Source organism: Blastococcus sp. SYSU D00669, assembly GCF_054050715.1.
This window is the reverse complement of sequence record NZ_JBJGZV010000053.1, coordinates 15,901-30,730: the sequence shown is the minus strand read 5'-3', so window position 1 is coordinate 30,730 and position 14,830 is coordinate 15,901. Positions and strand designations below refer to the sequence as shown.

At 75.0% G+C, this 14,830-nt stretch carries 15 protein-coding genes; 9 read left to right on the top strand and 6 right to left on the bottom strand.

Annotated elements, in window-relative coordinates; all coding sequences use genetic code 11:
- Positions 1-212: 212 nt before the first annotated feature.
- Positions 213-1,181 carry an NADPH:quinone oxidoreductase family protein gene (locus ACI8AF_RS25120; RefSeq protein ID WP_456542505.1) on the bottom strand — a complete coding sequence of 323 codons (969 nt, stop codon included), beginning with the start codon at positions 1,179-1,181 and terminating at the stop codon, positions 213-215.
- A gap of 37 nt (positions 1,182-1,218) precedes the next feature.
- Positions 1,219-2,301 (bottom strand): DUF3616 domain-containing protein, encoded by a 1,083-nt coding sequence (locus tag ACI8AF_RS25115; protein ID WP_456542504.1) that lies wholly within the window; start codon positions 2,299-2,301, stop codon positions 1,219-1,221.
- 55 nt (positions 2,302-2,356) lie between these two features.
- On the opposite strand from ACI8AF_RS25115, the gene ACI8AF_RS25110 reads away from it, so the two are divergent.
- Genes ACI8AF_RS25110 through ACI8AF_RS25100 form a run of 3 tightly spaced genes read left to right on the top strand, consistent with a single transcriptional unit; the run spans position 2,357 to position 4,480 of the window.
- Positions 2,357-3,136 carry an SDR family NAD(P)-dependent oxidoreductase gene (locus tag ACI8AF_RS25110; protein ID WP_456542503.1) on the top strand — a complete coding sequence of 260 codons (780 nt, stop codon included), beginning with the start codon at positions 2,357-2,359 and terminating at the stop codon, positions 3,134-3,136.
- A 41-nt stretch (positions 3,137-3,177) separates the two neighbouring features.
- A complete protein-coding gene (locus ACI8AF_RS25105) occupies positions 3,178-3,567 on the top strand; it encodes a hypothetical protein (RefSeq protein ID WP_456542502.1) in 390 nt (129 codons plus the stop codon).
- 43 nt (positions 3,568-3,610) lie between these two features.
- A complete protein-coding gene (locus ACI8AF_RS25100) occupies positions 3,611-4,480 on the top strand; it encodes a DUF1206 domain-containing protein (protein ID WP_456542501.1) in 870 nt (289 codons plus the stop codon).
- A gap of 7 nt (positions 4,481-4,487) precedes the next feature.
- Here ACI8AF_RS25100 and ACI8AF_RS25095 read toward each other — a convergent pair whose 3' ends face one another.
- On the bottom strand, positions 4,488-5,162 hold the full coding sequence (locus ACI8AF_RS25095) for an NAD(P)-dependent oxidoreductase (protein WP_456542500.1): 675 nt from the start codon (positions 5,160-5,162) through the stop codon (positions 4,488-4,490).
- A 150-nt stretch (positions 5,163-5,312) separates the two neighbouring features.
- On the opposite strand from ACI8AF_RS25095, the gene ACI8AF_RS25090 reads away from it, so the two are divergent.
- Positions 5,313-6,272: an AraC family transcriptional regulator gene (locus ACI8AF_RS25090; RefSeq protein WP_456542499.1), complete on the top strand. Its 960-nt coding sequence runs from the start codon at positions 5,313-5,315 to the stop codon at positions 6,270-6,272.
- Here ACI8AF_RS25090 and ACI8AF_RS25085 read toward each other — a convergent pair.
- Together ACI8AF_RS25085 and ACI8AF_RS25080 are read right to left on the bottom strand one after the other, a co-directional pair.
- Entirely contained in the window at positions 6,251-6,973 is a 723-nt protein-coding gene (locus ACI8AF_RS25085; RefSeq protein WP_456542498.1) for a LuxR C-terminal-related transcriptional regulator, read from the bottom strand. The genes ACI8AF_RS25090 and ACI8AF_RS25085 overlap by 22 nt on opposite strands.
- Positions 6,966-9,002 (bottom strand): sensor histidine kinase, encoded by a 2,037-nt coding sequence (locus ACI8AF_RS25080; RefSeq protein WP_456542497.1) that lies wholly within the window; start codon positions 9,000-9,002, stop codon positions 6,966-6,968. The genes ACI8AF_RS25085 and ACI8AF_RS25080 overlap by 8 nt, the downstream gene beginning before the upstream one ends.
- Positions 9,003-9,157: 155 nt before the next feature.
- Here ACI8AF_RS25080 and ACI8AF_RS25075 point away from each other — a divergent pair, with 155 nt between their 5' ends.
- Together ACI8AF_RS25075 and ACI8AF_RS25070 are read left to right on the top strand one after the other, a co-directional pair.
- Positions 9,158-9,610: a DUF6220 domain-containing protein gene (locus ACI8AF_RS25075; protein WP_456542496.1), complete on the top strand. Its 453-nt coding sequence runs from the start codon at positions 9,158-9,160 to the stop codon at positions 9,608-9,610.
- Complete coding sequence (locus ACI8AF_RS25070; RefSeq protein WP_456542495.1) at positions 9,607-11,472, top strand: multicopper oxidase family protein; 1,866 nt, start codon at positions 9,607-9,609, stop codon at positions 11,470-11,472. The genes ACI8AF_RS25075 and ACI8AF_RS25070 overlap by 4 nt, the downstream gene beginning before the upstream one ends.
- Before the next feature lie 7 nt (positions 11,473-11,479).
- Here ACI8AF_RS25070 and ACI8AF_RS25065 read toward each other — a convergent pair whose 3' ends face one another.
- Complete coding sequence (locus tag ACI8AF_RS25065; protein ID WP_456542494.1) at positions 11,480-11,908, bottom strand: DUF1622 domain-containing protein; 429 nt, start codon at positions 11,906-11,908, stop codon at positions 11,480-11,482.
- Between the two features lie 383 nt (positions 11,909-12,291).
- Between ACI8AF_RS25065 and ACI8AF_RS25060 the strand changes: the two genes are divergently transcribed.
- From ACI8AF_RS25060 to ACI8AF_RS25050, 3 genes are all read left to right on the top strand, one after another.
- Positions 12,292-12,696, top strand: a complete 405-nt coding sequence (locus tag ACI8AF_RS25060; RefSeq protein ID WP_456542493.1) for a MarR family transcriptional regulator — start codon at positions 12,292-12,294, stop codon at positions 12,694-12,696.
- 54 nt (positions 12,697-12,750) lie between these two features.
- Positions 12,751-13,473, top strand: a complete 723-nt coding sequence (locus ACI8AF_RS25055; protein WP_456542492.1) for an endonuclease/exonuclease/phosphatase family protein — start codon at positions 12,751-12,753, stop codon at positions 13,471-13,473.
- Between the two features lie 338 nt (positions 13,474-13,811).
- Positions 13,812-14,825, top strand: a complete 1,014-nt coding sequence (locus ACI8AF_RS25050; protein WP_456542491.1) for a DUF4238 domain-containing protein — start codon at positions 13,812-13,814, stop codon at positions 14,823-14,825.
- Positions 14,826-14,830 lie beyond the last annotated feature (5 nt).

The window sequence follows — 14,830 nt, the reverse complement described above, 5'->3', positions numbered from 1 at the left end:
CGATCGGTCAGGGCGGCACGCACCGCCGAGCGAGCGGACAAGACAGTGACGGGTGCTTGCTGGCACAAGCTCCTATGAGGTCACGAACCCTCGACCGGTGAGTGCAAGCGAGCCCCGCAGCGGACCGAACCGACAGATCGGCATGAAGACCCGAAGTCAGTCAGGCGCTGGGTCAGGAACGACCGCTGCGAGGCTCGCCCACATCCTCACTGTCAGGCGCGGACGCGCAGCAGGACCTTGCCGGTCGCGCGGCGCTCGTCGAGCTCGGCGATCGCGGCCGCCGCGTCGGCGAGGTCGTGGGTGGAGCCCAGCACCGGCTGCAGCGCGCCCCGCTCCAGCAGCGGCAGCAGGTCGCGCCACTGCTCGGCCACGTACCCCGGGTCCCCCAGCCAGAAGGCCCCCCAGCCGACGCCGAGCACGGAGATGTTGTTCAGCAGCAGCCGGTTCACCTTGACGGTGGGGATCTCCCCGCCGGTGAAGCCCAGGACGAGCAGCCGCCCCTCCCGGGCCAGGCTGCGCAGCGAGTCGGTGAAGCGGTCGCCGCCCACCGGGTCGACGACGACGTCGACGCCCCGCCCGCCGGTCAGCTCCTTGACCCGGTCGCGGAAGCCATCGGCGAGGACGACGTCGTCGGCGCCGGCCGTCCGCGCCACCGCGCCCTTCTCCTCGGTGGACACCACCGCCAGCACGTGCGCCCCGTAGGCCTTGGCCAGCTGGATCGCCGCCGTCCCCAGCCCGCCGGCCGCGCCGTGCACCAGCACGCTCTCGCCGCTGCGCAGGCCGCCGCGGCGGGTCAGCGCGAAGTGCATGGTCAGGTAGTTCATGGGCAGCGCCGCACCCTGCTCGAACGACGTCCCGTCGGGCAGCGGGAAGACGAACAGCGGGTCGGCGGCGGCCACCTCGGCGAAGCCGCCGAAGCCGGGGAAGGCCGCGACCCGCTGGCCCTCGGTGAAGCCGCTGCCCTCCGGAGCGCGCCGGACGGTGCCGGCGACCTCGCTGCCGGGGACGAACGGCAGCGGGGGCTTGACCTGGTACTCGCCACGGCTGAGCAGCACCTCGGGGAACGTCACCCCGGCGACGGCCACGTCGACGAGGACCTTCTCCTCGTCGGTGGGCTCGGGGACGTCGGCGAGATGCGCCGCTCGCGGGCCGTCGAGGGTGGCGATCTGGACTGCGCGCACGAGACCTCCTGCTCGGGACGGGACGCCGCCGAGCATGTCACCCCGGCAGGCGGACCACGTCGGCGAGGACGCTGCCGTCGGCGCCGAGCCGTTCCGGGGACGGGCTGTCGTAGACCACGAGCAGGCGCGGCCGGTCGGCCGGGCCGATCAGTCCGATGCCCTCGGCGTGGTCGCAGTCCTCGCCGTAGCCGAGGACGAGGTCGCGGGTGAGCTGGTCGCCGCGGACGACCTGCGGCGTCTCCGCCCGCAGCGCGTCGTGCCAGCGGAACACGTGCACCGGCCCGTCCAGCGCCATGGTCGGTCCGGCCAGCACGAGCAGGTCGTCGCCGTGCGGGCAGAGGTCGCGGACCCCGAGCCCCTGCATGCGCAGCACGTGCGTGCGGTAGGGGCGGCCGTCGTCGAACGGGGTGAGCACCAGCCGGTCGGGGGCATCGGGGTCGGTCTCCGGCCGGAGCTCCAGCACCACGGCCCAGCCGCGCAGCACCGGGCCGCGCAGGCCGAGGTAGACCCGCGGGCCGGCGACGGCGATGCCCTCGACGTCGAGCCCGTTGTCCTTGCCCGGCAGCGGCAGGAACGGTCCGAGGTGCTCGTCGTCGGCGAGCAGCTCGCGCAGGTCGGGGCCGCGCGCCCCGAACGAGGCGGCCCGGACCCGGACGCCGTCCCGCTCGAGCTCGCGGACGACGGTGGGCAGGGCGCCGTCCATGCGGACCGGCAGGCGCACCAGGACCTGCCGGTTGGGCTGGCCGGTGACCTTCGCCAGGCGGCGCAGCGCCTTGTCGCCGTCGTGCCGGGCCTTGATCTGCTTGCGGCGCAGGCTGTGCGACCCCACCGCCCAGAGGAAGTCGCCGGAGCGGGCGATGCCCTCGATGTCGGCCTCGCTCTCCCGGTCCTCGCCGTCCCCGGGCAGGGGCACGAGGTCGGCGAGGCGGTAGCTGGTCTGCCGGCCGTAGACCTGCGGGTCGTCGGGGTCGTCGGCGACCAGCCGCTCGACCGTCGCGGTCTCGTCGCCGGCCAGCCACAGGACCGGGCCGTCGCTGCGGACCGCGGACAGGTTGGTGTGCGTGCCCGCGGTGCGCGCGGAGTCCTCGAAGTGCAGGCGGACGGTCCGTTCCACGGTCACGCCGCCCACCCTGCCACGGCGGAACAGCAGGTCGGCCGCGTGCCTTGCTCCTGCCATGCAGATCGACCTCGACGGCCGCCGCGCCGTCGTCACCGGGTCCTCGCAGGGCATCGGCCTGGCCATCGCCACGGGGCTGGCGCAGGCCGGCGCCGCCGTCGTCCTCACCGGGCGCGACGCCGCGGCGCTGGACGCGGCCGCCGCGGGCATCGACGGCGAGGTGACCAGCGTGGCCGGCGACCTCACCACCAACGAGGGGACGGCGCAGCTGCTCTCCGCCGTCCCGGACGCCGACGTGCTGGTGAACAACCTCGGCGTCTTCGGCGCGCGGCCGGCGCTGGAGATCTCCGACGACGAGTGGCGCCGCTACTTCGAGACCAACGTGCTGACCGCCGTGCGGCTGACCCGCGCCTACCTGCCCGGCATGCGCTCGCGCGGCTGGGGGCGGGTGCAGTACATCGCCAGCGACTCGGCCGTGGCGATCCCGGCGGAGATGATCCACTACGGGATGACGAAGACGGCGCTGCTGGCCGTCTCGCGCGGCTTCGCCAAGGAGTCCGCCGGCTCGGGGGTCACGGTGAACTCGGTGATCGCCGGGCCGACCCGCACCGGTGGGGTCGAGGACTTCGTGCACTCCCTGGTCGGCGCCGACCTGCCGTGGGACGAGGCGCAGCGGGAGTTCATGCGGCGGCACCGGCCGCAGTCGCTGCTGCAGCGGCTGATCGAGCCGGAGGAGATCGCGCACATGTGCGTCTACCTCGCCTCGCCGCTGGCGTCGGCGACCACCGGCGGTGCGGTGCGGGTGGACGGCGGGTACGTCGACGCGATCCTGCCGTGAACGGGGGGTCCGTTCCCAGCGAGCGGGACTACGGTGCAGCCATGACCACCGCGGTCCGCACCAACCGCCCCCTGCTGGCGTCGCTGCTGGTCGGGGCGGCGCTCGTCGCCGCCGTCGGCCTGGTCGGCTGGCTGCTGCTGCTGTTCGTCAAGGGCACGGTGGTGCTGGTCAGCTGGGCGCTGGGGATCGCCCTCGTCGTCCTGCCCCTGCTGTTCGCGCGGCGGATCCTCGCCGGCCACGCCGGGTCCGAGCGGCGGGAGCGGCTGTGGACCCTCGGCCAGGCCGTGGCGCTCGGGGTGGCGCTGTGCGCGATCGCGTACTTCGTCGGCGATCACGGCTGGCTGCTGGTCGCGGTGCCCGCGGCGGTGGTCGCCGTGCTGCGCGTCGTCCGCGCGGTGCAGGCCCGCCGCGAGCGGCGCGCCGTCCGCTGAACCCGCCTGGCGGCCGGGCGGCGGCTCCACCACCATCGGCGCGGTGACCTCCGCCGCGCGCTCGCTGCTCGACCGGGTGCACCGGCTGGTCGAGCACGCCCGCGAGGTCACCGACCACCCCGTGCTGGAGGCGGTCGCGCGGGTGGGCCTGGTCGCCTACGGCGTCATGCACCTGCTGATCGGCTGGCTGGCGGTGCAGCTGGCGTTCGGCACCGACCGCACCGACGCCGACCAGACCGGAGCCCTGCAGACGGTCGCGGGCTCCCCCGGCGGGCTGGTCCTGCTGTGGCTGATCGGCCTGGGCATGCTGGCGCTGGCGCTGTGGCAGGCCGGCGAGGTGCTGCTGTGGTGGCGCGGCCTGCTCGACCCGGCCCACCGGGGGCGGACCGCCTTCGTCTGCGCCAAGTGCCTGGCCAAGGCCGCCGTCTACGCCGTCCTCGGGGTCACCGCGCTGCTGTTCGCCGTCGGCGCGGAGTACGAGGCCGACGAGCGGCTGCGCGAGCTCACCGACGAGACGCTCGACGTCCCGGGCGGGGCGGTGGTGGTGATCGCCGTCGCCGTGCTCGTGGTCGCCGTCGGGCTGTACACCCTGGTGCGGGGGTTCACCGGCGGCTTCATGAAGGACATCGACCTGCCCGCCGCGCCCGACCGCCTCGAGCCCTGGATCGAGACGATCGGCCGGGTCGGGTACGTCGCCAAGGGACTGGCGTTCGGGCTGGTCGGGGTGCTGCTGTGGCAGGCGGCCGCGTCGGCCGACGTCTCCACCGCGACCGGCCTGGACGGCGCGATGACGGTGATCGCCGGGGTGCGGGGCGGACCGTGGCTGCTCACCGGGGTGGCGGCCGGGTTCGCCGCCTTCGGTGTGTACGCCCTCGCCCGCGCCCGCTACCCCGACCGCGACCCGTCGTCCTGAGCTGCTCTCAGGCGGGGACGGGTACCGGCGCTCCCGAGACCGCCACCGTGCGGCCGACGAGCCCGGTGTCCGCGACGACGTCGGCCAGCACCCCGCCGAGCGCGCGCCGGGACACCTTCATGCCCTCGATCGCCAGGGGCTCGGGACCGGCGTCGGTCGACCAGGTCGCGCCCTGGTCGCCGTCGGTCAGGTGGACCGGCTGCACCAGCGTCCAGTCCAGCCCGCTGTCGCGGACCACGCGCTCCTGCCGCTCGGTGTCGTCGATCTGGGGGCGCAGCAGCAGGGCGAACGCCAGCCGGTCCGATAGCGGCAGCCGGTCGCGCGTCGGCCCCACGCCGTAGGACGACTGCACGACCAGCCGGCGGACACCATGCGCCCGCATCGCGGCCACGACCACCACGGTGCCGCGCGACCGGACGTCCATCGGCGTGCCCGCGCTGCCGCGCAGCCGCACCCGCAGCGCGTTCTCGGCGATGCCCAGGGTCACCAGGACGGCGTCCTGCCCCCGCACCGCGCGGTCGACGTCCGCGGCGACTGTGACGTCGCCGGTCACGGTGCGGACGCCGGCCGGGAACTCCGCCGCCCGCCGCGCGAAGGCCGTCACCTCGTGCCCCTGGGCGACCAGTGCCTCGACCGCCGCCCGGCCGGACCCGCCGGTGGCTCCCACGACCAGAACTCGCATGACCTCTCCCCTCCGCCGCCGGCGCCTGTCGCCGGCTGTCCCCAGCCTGCGGACGATCGGCGGGGCGGGGTAGGCGTGGCCGTCCGGATTCCCACGCCGTTCGTCCAGTCTCTCTGGACGGACGGTGGACTACGGCGGGACAGTGGGGCGGTGACCGCTGCGGAGGCGCCCTGGCGCGCGAACGACCCCCTCGGCGGGGTGCTCGCCGACCTGCGCATGCGCGGCACGTTCTACTGCCGGGCCGAGGGGACGGCGCCCTGGGGCGTGGAGATGCCGGCCCTCGACGGGTGCCTGAGCTTCCACGTGATCACCGAGGGCAGCTGCCGGCTGGAGGTCGGGGACGCCGCGCACACCCTCGCCGCCGGCGACCTCGCGCTGGTGCCCCACGGCCGGGGGCACCTGCTGCGCAGCGGACCCGGGGCGCCGATCGCCGGCCGCGCCGACCTGCTGCCGCAGGACTTCCTCGCCGAGCACTACTCGGTGCTGCGGCTCGACGGCGGGGGCTCGGCCACCGGGATGTTCTGCGGCGTGCTCGAGATCGACCGGCCGGGGGCCGCGCACGTGCTGGACCTGCTGCCGCCGGTGCTCGTCCTCTCCGGCCGCGACGCCGCCCACTCCGGCTGGCTGCCGGTGGTGCTCGGGCTGCTCGCCGACGAGGTGCGCCACGACCGCCCGGGCGCGGAGGCCGTCGTCACCCGGCTGGCCGACGTCGTCGTCATCCAGGCCATCCGGGCGTGGCTGGAGACCGGCGGCACGGGCCCGGGGTGGCTGCGGGCGCTGCGCGATCCGCAGGTCGGGCGGGTGGTCGCGCTGGTCCACCAGGACCCCGGCGCCGACTGGACGCTCGACCGGCTGGCCCGCGAGGCCCGGATGTCCCGGTCGGCGTTCGCCGCCCGGTTCACGGAGCTCGCCGGGGAGCCGGCGATGCGGTACGTGACGCGCTGGCGCATGCACGTCGCGGCCACCGCCCTCGCTCGCGGGGCACGGGTGGGCGAGCTGGCGCGGCACCTCGGGTACGAGTCCGAGACCGCCTTCGCCCGCGCCTACAAGCGGGTGGCCGGGGCGACGCCCGGCGCGGCCCGGGCCGGCTACCCCGCCCCGTCGTCCTGACCGCTGCGGGCCGCACCCGACTCCCGCAGGAAGGTCAGCACGGCGGTGACCCGCCGGTGGCGCAGCGGCTCGGTGGCGAGCCCGAGCTTGGCGAAGATCGCGTTCACGTGCTTCTCGACGGAGGACTCCGAGACGCCCAGCGCGGTGGCGATGCCGGCGTTGCCCTGGCCCTGGGCCATCTCGCGCAGCACGTCCAGCTCGCGGGGGGTGAGGCGGCGCAGCGCCGAGTCGCGCAGCCGCGCCCGGCGGGTGACCAGCGCCTCGACCACCAGCGGGTCCACCACCGAGCCGCCCGCGGCGACCTCGCGCAGGGTGCCGAGCAGGGTGGCGACGTCGCCGATGCGGTCCTTGAGCAGGTACGCCAGGCCGTGGGTGCCGTCGCGGAACAGCTCGTAGGCGTAGGCCTCCTCGGCGTACTGCGACAGGATCACGACGCCGACGTCGGGGTGCGCGGCCTTGATGGCGTGCGCGGCGTCGATGCCCTCCATCGCCCGCCCCGCGCCGCCCGGCCCCTGCGCGGGCATCCGGATGTCGCTGAGCACCGACTGCGGCCCCAGGCGCTCCACCGCGTCGAGCAGCTCGACCGCCGAGCCGACCGCGGCCAGCACCTCGACCTCCCCGGAGTCCTCGAGCAGGCGGCGCACGCCCTCGCGGACGAGGTAGCTGTCGTCGGCCATCACGACCCGCAGCCGGTCAGGCATCGGCGGTCTCCGGCACGGGGATCTCCATGCACACCGCCGTCCCGGCCCCGGGCGTGCTGCGCACGGTGAGCGTCCCGCCGAGGACGTCGAGGCGGTCGGCCAGGCCGGCCAGGCCCAGCCCGCGCGGCCGGCCGGGGGCGAAGCCGCGCCCGTCGTCCTCGACCACCACCCGCAGGTGGCCGTCGGGGCGCTGCAGCGAGACGACGACCTGCTCGGCGCCGGCGTATTTGACGACGTTGGACAGCGCCTCGGCGACGCCGTACCAGGCGGTCGTCTCGACCTGCGCGGGCAGCCGGCCGGCCCGCAGCGCGGGGTCGGCGCGCACCCGGACGGCGAGCGGCAGCCGGGTGGCCTGCGCCTCGACCGCCTCGAGCAGTCCCTGGTCGGCCAGCACGGGCGGGTGGATGGCGTGCGCCACCTCGCGGACCTCCCGCAGCAACGCCCCGACGTCCTGCTGGAGCTCGGTGAGGACGCCCTCCACCCCGGGGTCGCCCCGCTGCAGCCGCTGCCGGGCGAGGCTGACCTTGGCCGAGACGGCGACGACCTCCTGCTGCACGCCGTCGTGCAGGTCGCGCTGGATCCGCCGCCGCTCGGCGTCCTGGCCGGCCACCACGCGGTGCCGGGAGGCGGCCAGCTCGCCGGCCTGCCGGGACAGCTGCGCGGTGAGGTGCAGCGCGTGGACGACGGCGGCGGCCTGCCCGGCCAGGTAGCCCAGCGAGCGGCGGTCCTCCGGCAGCAGGGGCCCGTCGCGGCGCGGCCCGCAGGTGATGCTGCCCAGCGTCGCGGCACCCAGCCGCATCGGGACGACGACGTCGGGCGCGCCGCGGCGCTCGGCCGGCAGCCCGGCGGCGGCCTCGGTGCCCTCGGGTTCGAGCCGCACGGTCACCCAGGTGAGGTCCAGCCCCCGCCAGACGGTGGTGGCCAGCTCGTCGAGCAGCTGCTGGGGGCCGGTCACCCGGGCCAGCGCGTCGCCGAACCGGCTGAGCAACGTGTAGCCGTCGAGGCGGGAACCGAGCACCCAGCGGTCGACGGCGACCTCGGCCCGGCGCCGCAGCGGCAGGCAGCCCAGCACCACCGCGACCGCAGCGACCACCCCCGCGACGGGGCCGGCGACCCGGGCGAGCACCAGCCCGGCGGCGACGGCGACCCCCGCGAGGGTCAGCACGATCAGCGCACCGAGCGCCCGGCGGACGGCGCGCCGCCGGGCGGGAGCGTCGATCCCCAGCACGCCGTCGGAGACCAGCGGGACCACCTGCGCGCCGAGGGCCAGCACGAGCGTGCCGAACCACAGGACTCCGACCACGACGGTGGTCAGCACGCCCTCCGGGGCGAACCGGAGGACCACCACCGACGGCAGCCACACCAGCCCGAACGCCGCGGCCCAGCTGAGGAGCACCAGCCGGGTCTGCCGGCGGACCGGCGGCGCGGCGTGGCGGTACCGCCGGGCCAGCAGCACGACCGCGACCAGCACCCAGCCCAGCCAGGTGGCGCGGAGCACGTCGACCACCGGCGCCGCCGGGGCCAGCGCCGGGACGTGCAGCGGGCTGGGCACCGGCGGCGTCCCCGGGTCGTCGTACAGGCCGACGGGCAGGGTCGGCCGGCTCAGCGCCGTCGCGAGCGGCACCAGCGCGGAGGCGGCGAGCAGGGCGCCCAGCACCCACCGCTCCAGCCGGCCCTCCACGCGGCCGCTCGGGTACAGCGCCACCATCCCGACGGCCGCGCCCACCGAGACGAGCCCGACCAGGTCGCGCACCAGCGCCACCGTCGGTGCGGCGGCGGTGCCGTGGACGGCGGGCAGGACGAGGTCGCCGAGGAGGACGTCGAGCGCGAAGAAGGTGCCCGCGGCGAGCAGCCACTGCAGCGCGCGGGTCTCGGGGCGGAGGGCCAGCAGCCCGACGAGGAAGAAGGGCGCGGGGCCGAGCAGCACCCAGACGACGTGGCCCGGGTCGCCGCGCACGACGTCCCAGACGAGGGCCCCGACGAGCGCGGCCCCGCCGACCAGCACGAGCGTCCAGCGAACGGCCCGCATCGCGCCATTGTCGGGGCGCGGGGCACGCCCGGCCAGGAGGTCAGCCCCCGGGCGGTACGGCGGCCCGCCGCAGGCCCCACCCCCGGCCGGCCGGGTTCCGGCGGCCCGGACGGCGACCTAGCGTCGCCGGCCAGCCGAATCCCGAGGAGGCCGCGATGACCGACACCGAGACCCGCCCGACCGCTGCGCGCACCCGGCCCGGTGCCCGCAAGGCGTTCGTCGTCCTGGTGGAGCTGCTCGCGGTCGCCGTGGTCGTGCAGTTCTACTTCGCGGCGTTCGCCGTCTTCACCGCGCCCGAGAACGACTCGCAGTTCGTGCTGCACCTGGTCAACGGCCGCGCCGTGCTGCCGTTGCTCTGCCTGCTGGTGATCGGCGCCGCCGCGCTCGCCCGGGCGCCCGGCCGGCTGGTGGGGTTCAGCGCCCTGCCGCTGGGGCTGCTGGTCGGCCAGATGCTCCTGTTCCTGGTCGCGGCGGCGACCGGGTCGACCCCGGAGCGGACGAACGTGGCCGGTCAGGTCGTGCTGGGCCTGCACGCGGTGAACGGGCTGGCGATCCTCACCGTGACGCTGCTGCTCCTGCGCCGCGCCCGCGCCCTCGCCCGGTCGTGAGCACCACCGCGCTGCTCGCCCTCGACCTGGGGCTCACCGTCCTGCTCGCCGTGGTCTGGCTGGCGGCGGCGGTCCTGGTGGGCGGGGCACGCCGGCCGCTCCTGCCGGCCCTGCTCGCGGCGGGCGTGCTGCTGGTCGCCGGGCGGATCGCCGTCGTGGTCGCGCTGGGCGCGCGGAGCTGGTGGTTCGTGCAGGAGGACGTGCTGCTGACCCTGCCGCTCGTCGGCCTGCCGGCGGTGGCGGCGGTGGTGCTCGCCGGCCCGGCGGCGCTGCGCGGCCGGGCGGTGCCCGTCGCCGGCCGGGTGGCGCTGCTGGCCACGGGCTTCGGGGCGGCCGCGGGCGTGGCGGCGTGGGCGCTGGTGGGCGTGCCGGTCCGGGCCGGGACCGCGGCCGCGGTGGTGGCCGTGGTGGCGACGGCCACCGCGGTCGCGGGCGTCGTGCTCGGCGGCCGGGCGCGGGGGCTGCTCGTGGCTGCGCTCGTGGCGGTCGGCGTGCTGGTGGTCGCGGTGCCGGCCACCGCCTCGGCGCTGAGGTCGGGCGACGACGGCGGGCACGGCGGGCACGGCGGCCACGGCGCCGGCGGGGTGTCGGTGGCCGGGCTGCGGACCCCCGCCGACGCGCCGGGGCCGCCGCGCCGGGCGGTGCTCACCGCGCGGCAGCAGGCGGTCGATCTGCCGTCGGGCCGCACCGTCGACGCGTGGACGTTCGGGTCGCTGCCCGGTCCCCCGCTCGAGGCGGAGGTCGGGGACCTCGTGGAGGTAGAGCTCCGCAACCGCGACGTGGCGGCGGGGGTGACGCTGCACTGGCACGGCTACGACGTGCCCAACGGCGAGGACGGCGTCGCGGGGGTCACCCAGGACGCGGTGCCGCCCGGGGGGACGACGACCTACCGCTTCGTGGCCGACGAGCCGGGGACGTACTGGTACCACACCCACCAGGAGTCGGCGGCCGGCGTGCAGCGCGGGCTGTACGGGGCGTTCGTCGTCCGGCCGCCGGGCGGGGACGGCGGCACCGAGCTCACCCTCCCGGTGCACACGATCGACGGCGTCGTGCTCCTCGGGGCGACCGACCTGGTCGACCACCGGGAGGTGCCGCCCGGGGAGCAGCTGCGGCTGCGGCTGCTCAACACCGACAGCGAGCCGCACCGGCTGTCGCTGGCGGGCGCGCCGTTCCGGGTGGTCGCGGTCGACGGCCGCGACCTGACCGGGCCGGAGGAACTCACGGCGGAGGTGCTGCGGATACCCGCCGGGAGCCGGTACGACGTCGCGCTCACCATGCCGGGCGCCGCCGTCCGGCTGGGCATCGAGGGGGCGCCGGGGACCGGCCTGGTGCTGACGCCGTCGGGCGACGACGGCGGCGGTGACGCCCCGTTCGCCGACGGGCCGGAGCTGGACCTGCTGGGCTACGGGACGCCGGGCCCGCCACCGGCCGCGGCGGACCGTGACCTGACCGTCGTCCTCGACCGGCAGCTGCGCTTCCTCGACGGCCTGCCCGGCTACGCGTGGACGGTGAACGGCGCGGCCTACCCCGACGTGGCGCCGCTGACGGTGCGGGAGGGCGAGCGGGTGCGGCTGACGGTGGTCAACCGCGGCACCGAGACCCACCCGATGCATCCGCACGGGCACCACGTGCGGGTGCTGGCCCGCGACGGGGTGCCGGTGCGGGGCAGCCCCCTGGAGCTGGACACCTTCGACGTCCGACCGGGTGAGGTGTGGGAGGTACTGCTGGTGGCCGACCACCCGGGCATCTGGCTGGCGCACTGCCACGACCTCGACCACGCGACCAACGGGATGGTGCTGCACCTGGCCTACGAGGGCGTCCACTCCCCCTTCACCGTCGGCGGCGGGAACCACCCGGAGTGAGCGCCGGTCACCCCGGCTGCAGCCCGTCGTCCCGGGCCGCCGCGTCCTCCGTGGCCTGCCGCGCGGTCGCGCGGAGCCGGCCGGCGCCGCTGACGAGGGCGCGGCGCCACGGGGCGACGCCCTCGATCTCGATCTCGAGGGAGAAGCTGAGCACCGTCCGGATGAGCACGATCGCACCCAGGACGAGGACGTTCTCCGCGGTCGGCGCGACGACGACGGTGCGCACCAGGTCGGCCGCGACCAGGATCTCCAGGCCGAGCAGGATGACGGCGCCGAACGACTCCCGGAGCACCCGGTAAGCCCGCCGGCCGTCGTGGGCGTGGTGCCAGGACCGCCCGGCGAGCACGACGGCGACGACCAGCCCACCGAGCAGCACGAGCGCGCCGAGGGCCTCGAAGGCCTGGGCGACGCGCTCCATCACCTCGGAGAACGACATACCGGCGCAGAGTGGCCCCTCCCCCCGCGCGGGCACGTCACCCGCAGCAGAGGAGCCGCACGGTCGGAGGCGCTGAACCCGCGCCGATCGCCACGACGAGGGTGCACGCCGCCGAGAAGGCAGTTCGTGCACGCGACACGGGCGGACACGCCCGTGTCGCGTGCACGAAGTGCACTCTCGACGGACCTGGGGGGAGGCCGGACCAGCTGCGCAGCCCAGGCGAACGCACCGGCGCCCCGGTCCCGCGCACACGGGACCGGGGCGCCGGTGGTCAGCGGGTGATCAGCTGGCCAGACTCGTCCAAGTGTCAGTCCGAGACTTGTGGGTGACATTCCTTGCCAAGTTAGAGCCGTTTGCCGATAACAGGCAGTATGGTGGCAATCGTGGCAAGTGACTCCCCGGACGCCGCGCTGGCACACCGTCAGCGCGACATCGCGTTCGCCGATGCGTTCGACGAGGGCGCGCGCGTCCTGATGCGGCTGTCAGCGCGTCTCCGTGCGCTTCATGTTGGCGACGGCGCTTCGACACCGCGGGCCACGTCGGCGGCACCAACAGCTGCCGATCTGCCCCGGGCGCGAGCGCTTGGTCAGCGGCAGCTGGCCGTCCTCGGCCTGGGTGGTCTAGGGGACCAACTGGGTCTGAGCGCGAGCGAAGTCGCCAAGGCCCTCGGGTACTCGCCGGCGAACGCGACGAACCTGCTCAAGCGTCTTGAGGAGCTCGAGCACCTCGTACGTGTGTCCGGCGAGCGCCCCGCTCGATGGCGGCGGGTGTCAGCAGCCGATGGCTGACGCGCACCTTCCGAGGACGGCGCTCCGGGCCGCCGGCGCAGAGGGGGCGCCGACATGCGCATCGTGAGCTGGAACTGCCGCATGGCCCTACACGACAAGTGGTCGATGGTGCTCGAGCTGGCACCGGACATCCTGCTGGTGCAGGAAGCGGCATGCCCGGCGGTGCTGCGCGCTCGCGGCGTCCCGCTACCCGAGCAGGTGCAGTGGGTCGGCGGCTGGAAGCAGCAGGGGCTGCTCGCGGTCGCCTTCGGTGACTACCGGCTGCGGGTGGCCGAGACGTACTTCCCCGGATTGCACTGGGTGCTGCCGCTGCAGGTGGACGGGCCAGAGCAGTTCACGCTTCTGGCCACCTACGACCTGTACACGTTGAGCCAGCAGGGCGACCCGGACGCCGCGAAGTCAGACGCGCTGATCACCGCCTTGGCGCGGTACCGGGACCTGCTGGCCGACGGTGACGTGGTGCTGGCCGGCGACCTCAACAACAGCGTGACGTTCGACAGGCCCCGGGGCCGCCGCAACTTCTCCCCGACCCTCGAGGCGCTGGCAGACCTCGGCTACGTGTCCGCCTATCACTCCCATCGCGGTGAGGGGCACGGCGCGGAGACGGAGTGGACCTTCTACCTCCACTACGGAGAGCGGGCCTTCCACCACATCGACTTCTGCTTCGTGCCGGCCGCCTGGCGCATCGACAACGTCGCGGTCGGCGGCTACGAGCCGTGGGTGTCCCAACGTCGGAGCGACCACGCCCCCGTCGTCGTCGACGTGAGCCCGACGTAGCCGCCGGCACCAACTACCCGCCGCGATGTGGACTGCCGACCGGAGCCCTCGACTCGGCTCTGGTTCCGGCGCCAGGGAGGGGGAACGAACTCGAGCAAGGTGCTTGCCTGGGCGCCGCAGCGACGCAGGAAGGCCACCGCCTTTCGCTACTCGGCGCGTTGACACGCGCTACGAGCCCCACCCATGCGGCCCAGTGCATCAGGACGTCGAGCAGGGCGTGCGGTCACTGCCGGAAGTCGGCTCATCGCTGCGGTCGCCCAGCCTCGTCCGGCGCCTTTGAACCGGCCGCCCGTGAAGGCGACCGCGGCGCGCGTCCCTACCGGGCAGTATCGGGCGGCATGGCGGACAAGCTGAAGACGCACCAGCACACGGTTCCCCGGACTCTGCTGCGCGGCTTCTGCGATGAGCGCGAGTTCGTGACGATGCGGCGTCGTGACGGACTCGTGCGTGAGATCCCCATCAGCAACGCAACGGTCCGCAGGAGGTTCTACACGTTCGACGACTCATCGGGGCAACCTTCGAACGCGGTCGAAGACTGGCTCAGCGAACAGGTGGAGAGCAGAGCGGGCCCGGTCCTCCAGCGCCTACGCGAGGGCCAGCAGCCCACCCCCGAGGACCGTCCTGCTCTTGCTCGGTTGGCGGTCGCGGGGCTTCTCCGCACTGCCACTGTCGCGTCCTACCTGGAGCAGATGGACAGGCACCTAGGCCCGTTTCTCCTGGTTCACGGGGTCTTCGTTCGCCACGAGGTCGACCCAGCTTCGTTGTCGCCCACCGACATTGAGCTTCTGCAGGCGGCGGCGACCGACGCGTGGCAGCGCGTCACTCGGGACGACCCCGCGGCGAGACTGCGGACGATGGTCCGGAAGTTCGACGAACTGGTCCTCGAGGTCACGGACTGGGTTTGGAGTCTCCAGGTGTCACCGGACAAAGTCCTCATCACCTCAGACGCCCCCGTGGTCACCTTCACTCCGGCGAGTGCGGGGTGGCACGGCGTCCTCCCCTCCGGCTCGCCGTTGATGCTGCCCGTCAGCCCTCGGCACCTGCTCTACGCGGAGAAGCATCCACTCCCTGGCGTTTCGGACTGTTCACTCGACGCACCGCTGGCAAAGGTCGTCAACGAGGTGCTCGCCCGCGAGGCCGACGACGCGGTGTTCACGCACCCCGCAATGGACTGGCCCCTTGACCTGGTGCTCGCCCCCACACCGCCCACCCTTCCGACTCCAACAGTGACGTGGGGGCGCCCCACCTCAGCGGCCGAGCCTCGGACGTTCCCTGCCACCTACCCTCCGGTCCAGGATGCGTCGGTCCGAGCTGTTCTCCGCGAACTCGGGGCCGAAGACGAGGTGCAGTAGCCGGC

Coding starts and splice junctions, on each gene's coding strand:
- ACI8AF_RS25085 (WP_456542498.1), bottom strand. CDS start 6,973: ATGCCTGACCGGCTGCGGGTCGTGATGGCCGACGACAGCTACCTCGTC.
- ACI8AF_RS25080 (WP_456542497.1), bottom strand. CDS start 9,002: ATGCGGGCCGTTCGCTGGACGCTCGTGCTGGTCGGCGGGGCCGCGCTC.
- ACI8AF_RS25050 (WP_456542491.1), top strand. CDS start 13,812: ATGGCGGACAAGCTGAAGACGCACCAGCACACGGTTCCCCGGACTCTG.
- ACI8AF_RS25110 (WP_456542503.1), top strand. CDS start 2,357: ATGCAGATCGACCTCGACGGCCGCCGCGCCGTCGTCACCGGGTCCTCG.
- ACI8AF_RS25065 (WP_456542494.1), bottom strand. CDS start 11,908: ATGTCGTTCTCCGAGGTGATGGAGCGCGTCGCCCAGGCCTTCGAGGCC.
- ACI8AF_RS25075 (WP_456542496.1), top strand. CDS start 9,158: ATGACCGACACCGAGACCCGCCCGACCGCTGCGCGCACCCGGCCCGGT.
- ACI8AF_RS25055 (WP_456542492.1), top strand. CDS start 12,751: ATGCGCATCGTGAGCTGGAACTGCCGCATGGCCCTACACGACAAGTGG.
- ACI8AF_RS25105 (WP_456542502.1), top strand. CDS start 3,178: ATGACCACCGCGGTCCGCACCAACCGCCCCCTGCTGGCGTCGCTGCTG.
- ACI8AF_RS25095 (WP_456542500.1), bottom strand. CDS start 5,162: ATGCGAGTTCTGGTCGTGGGAGCCACCGGCGGGTCCGGCCGGGCGGCG.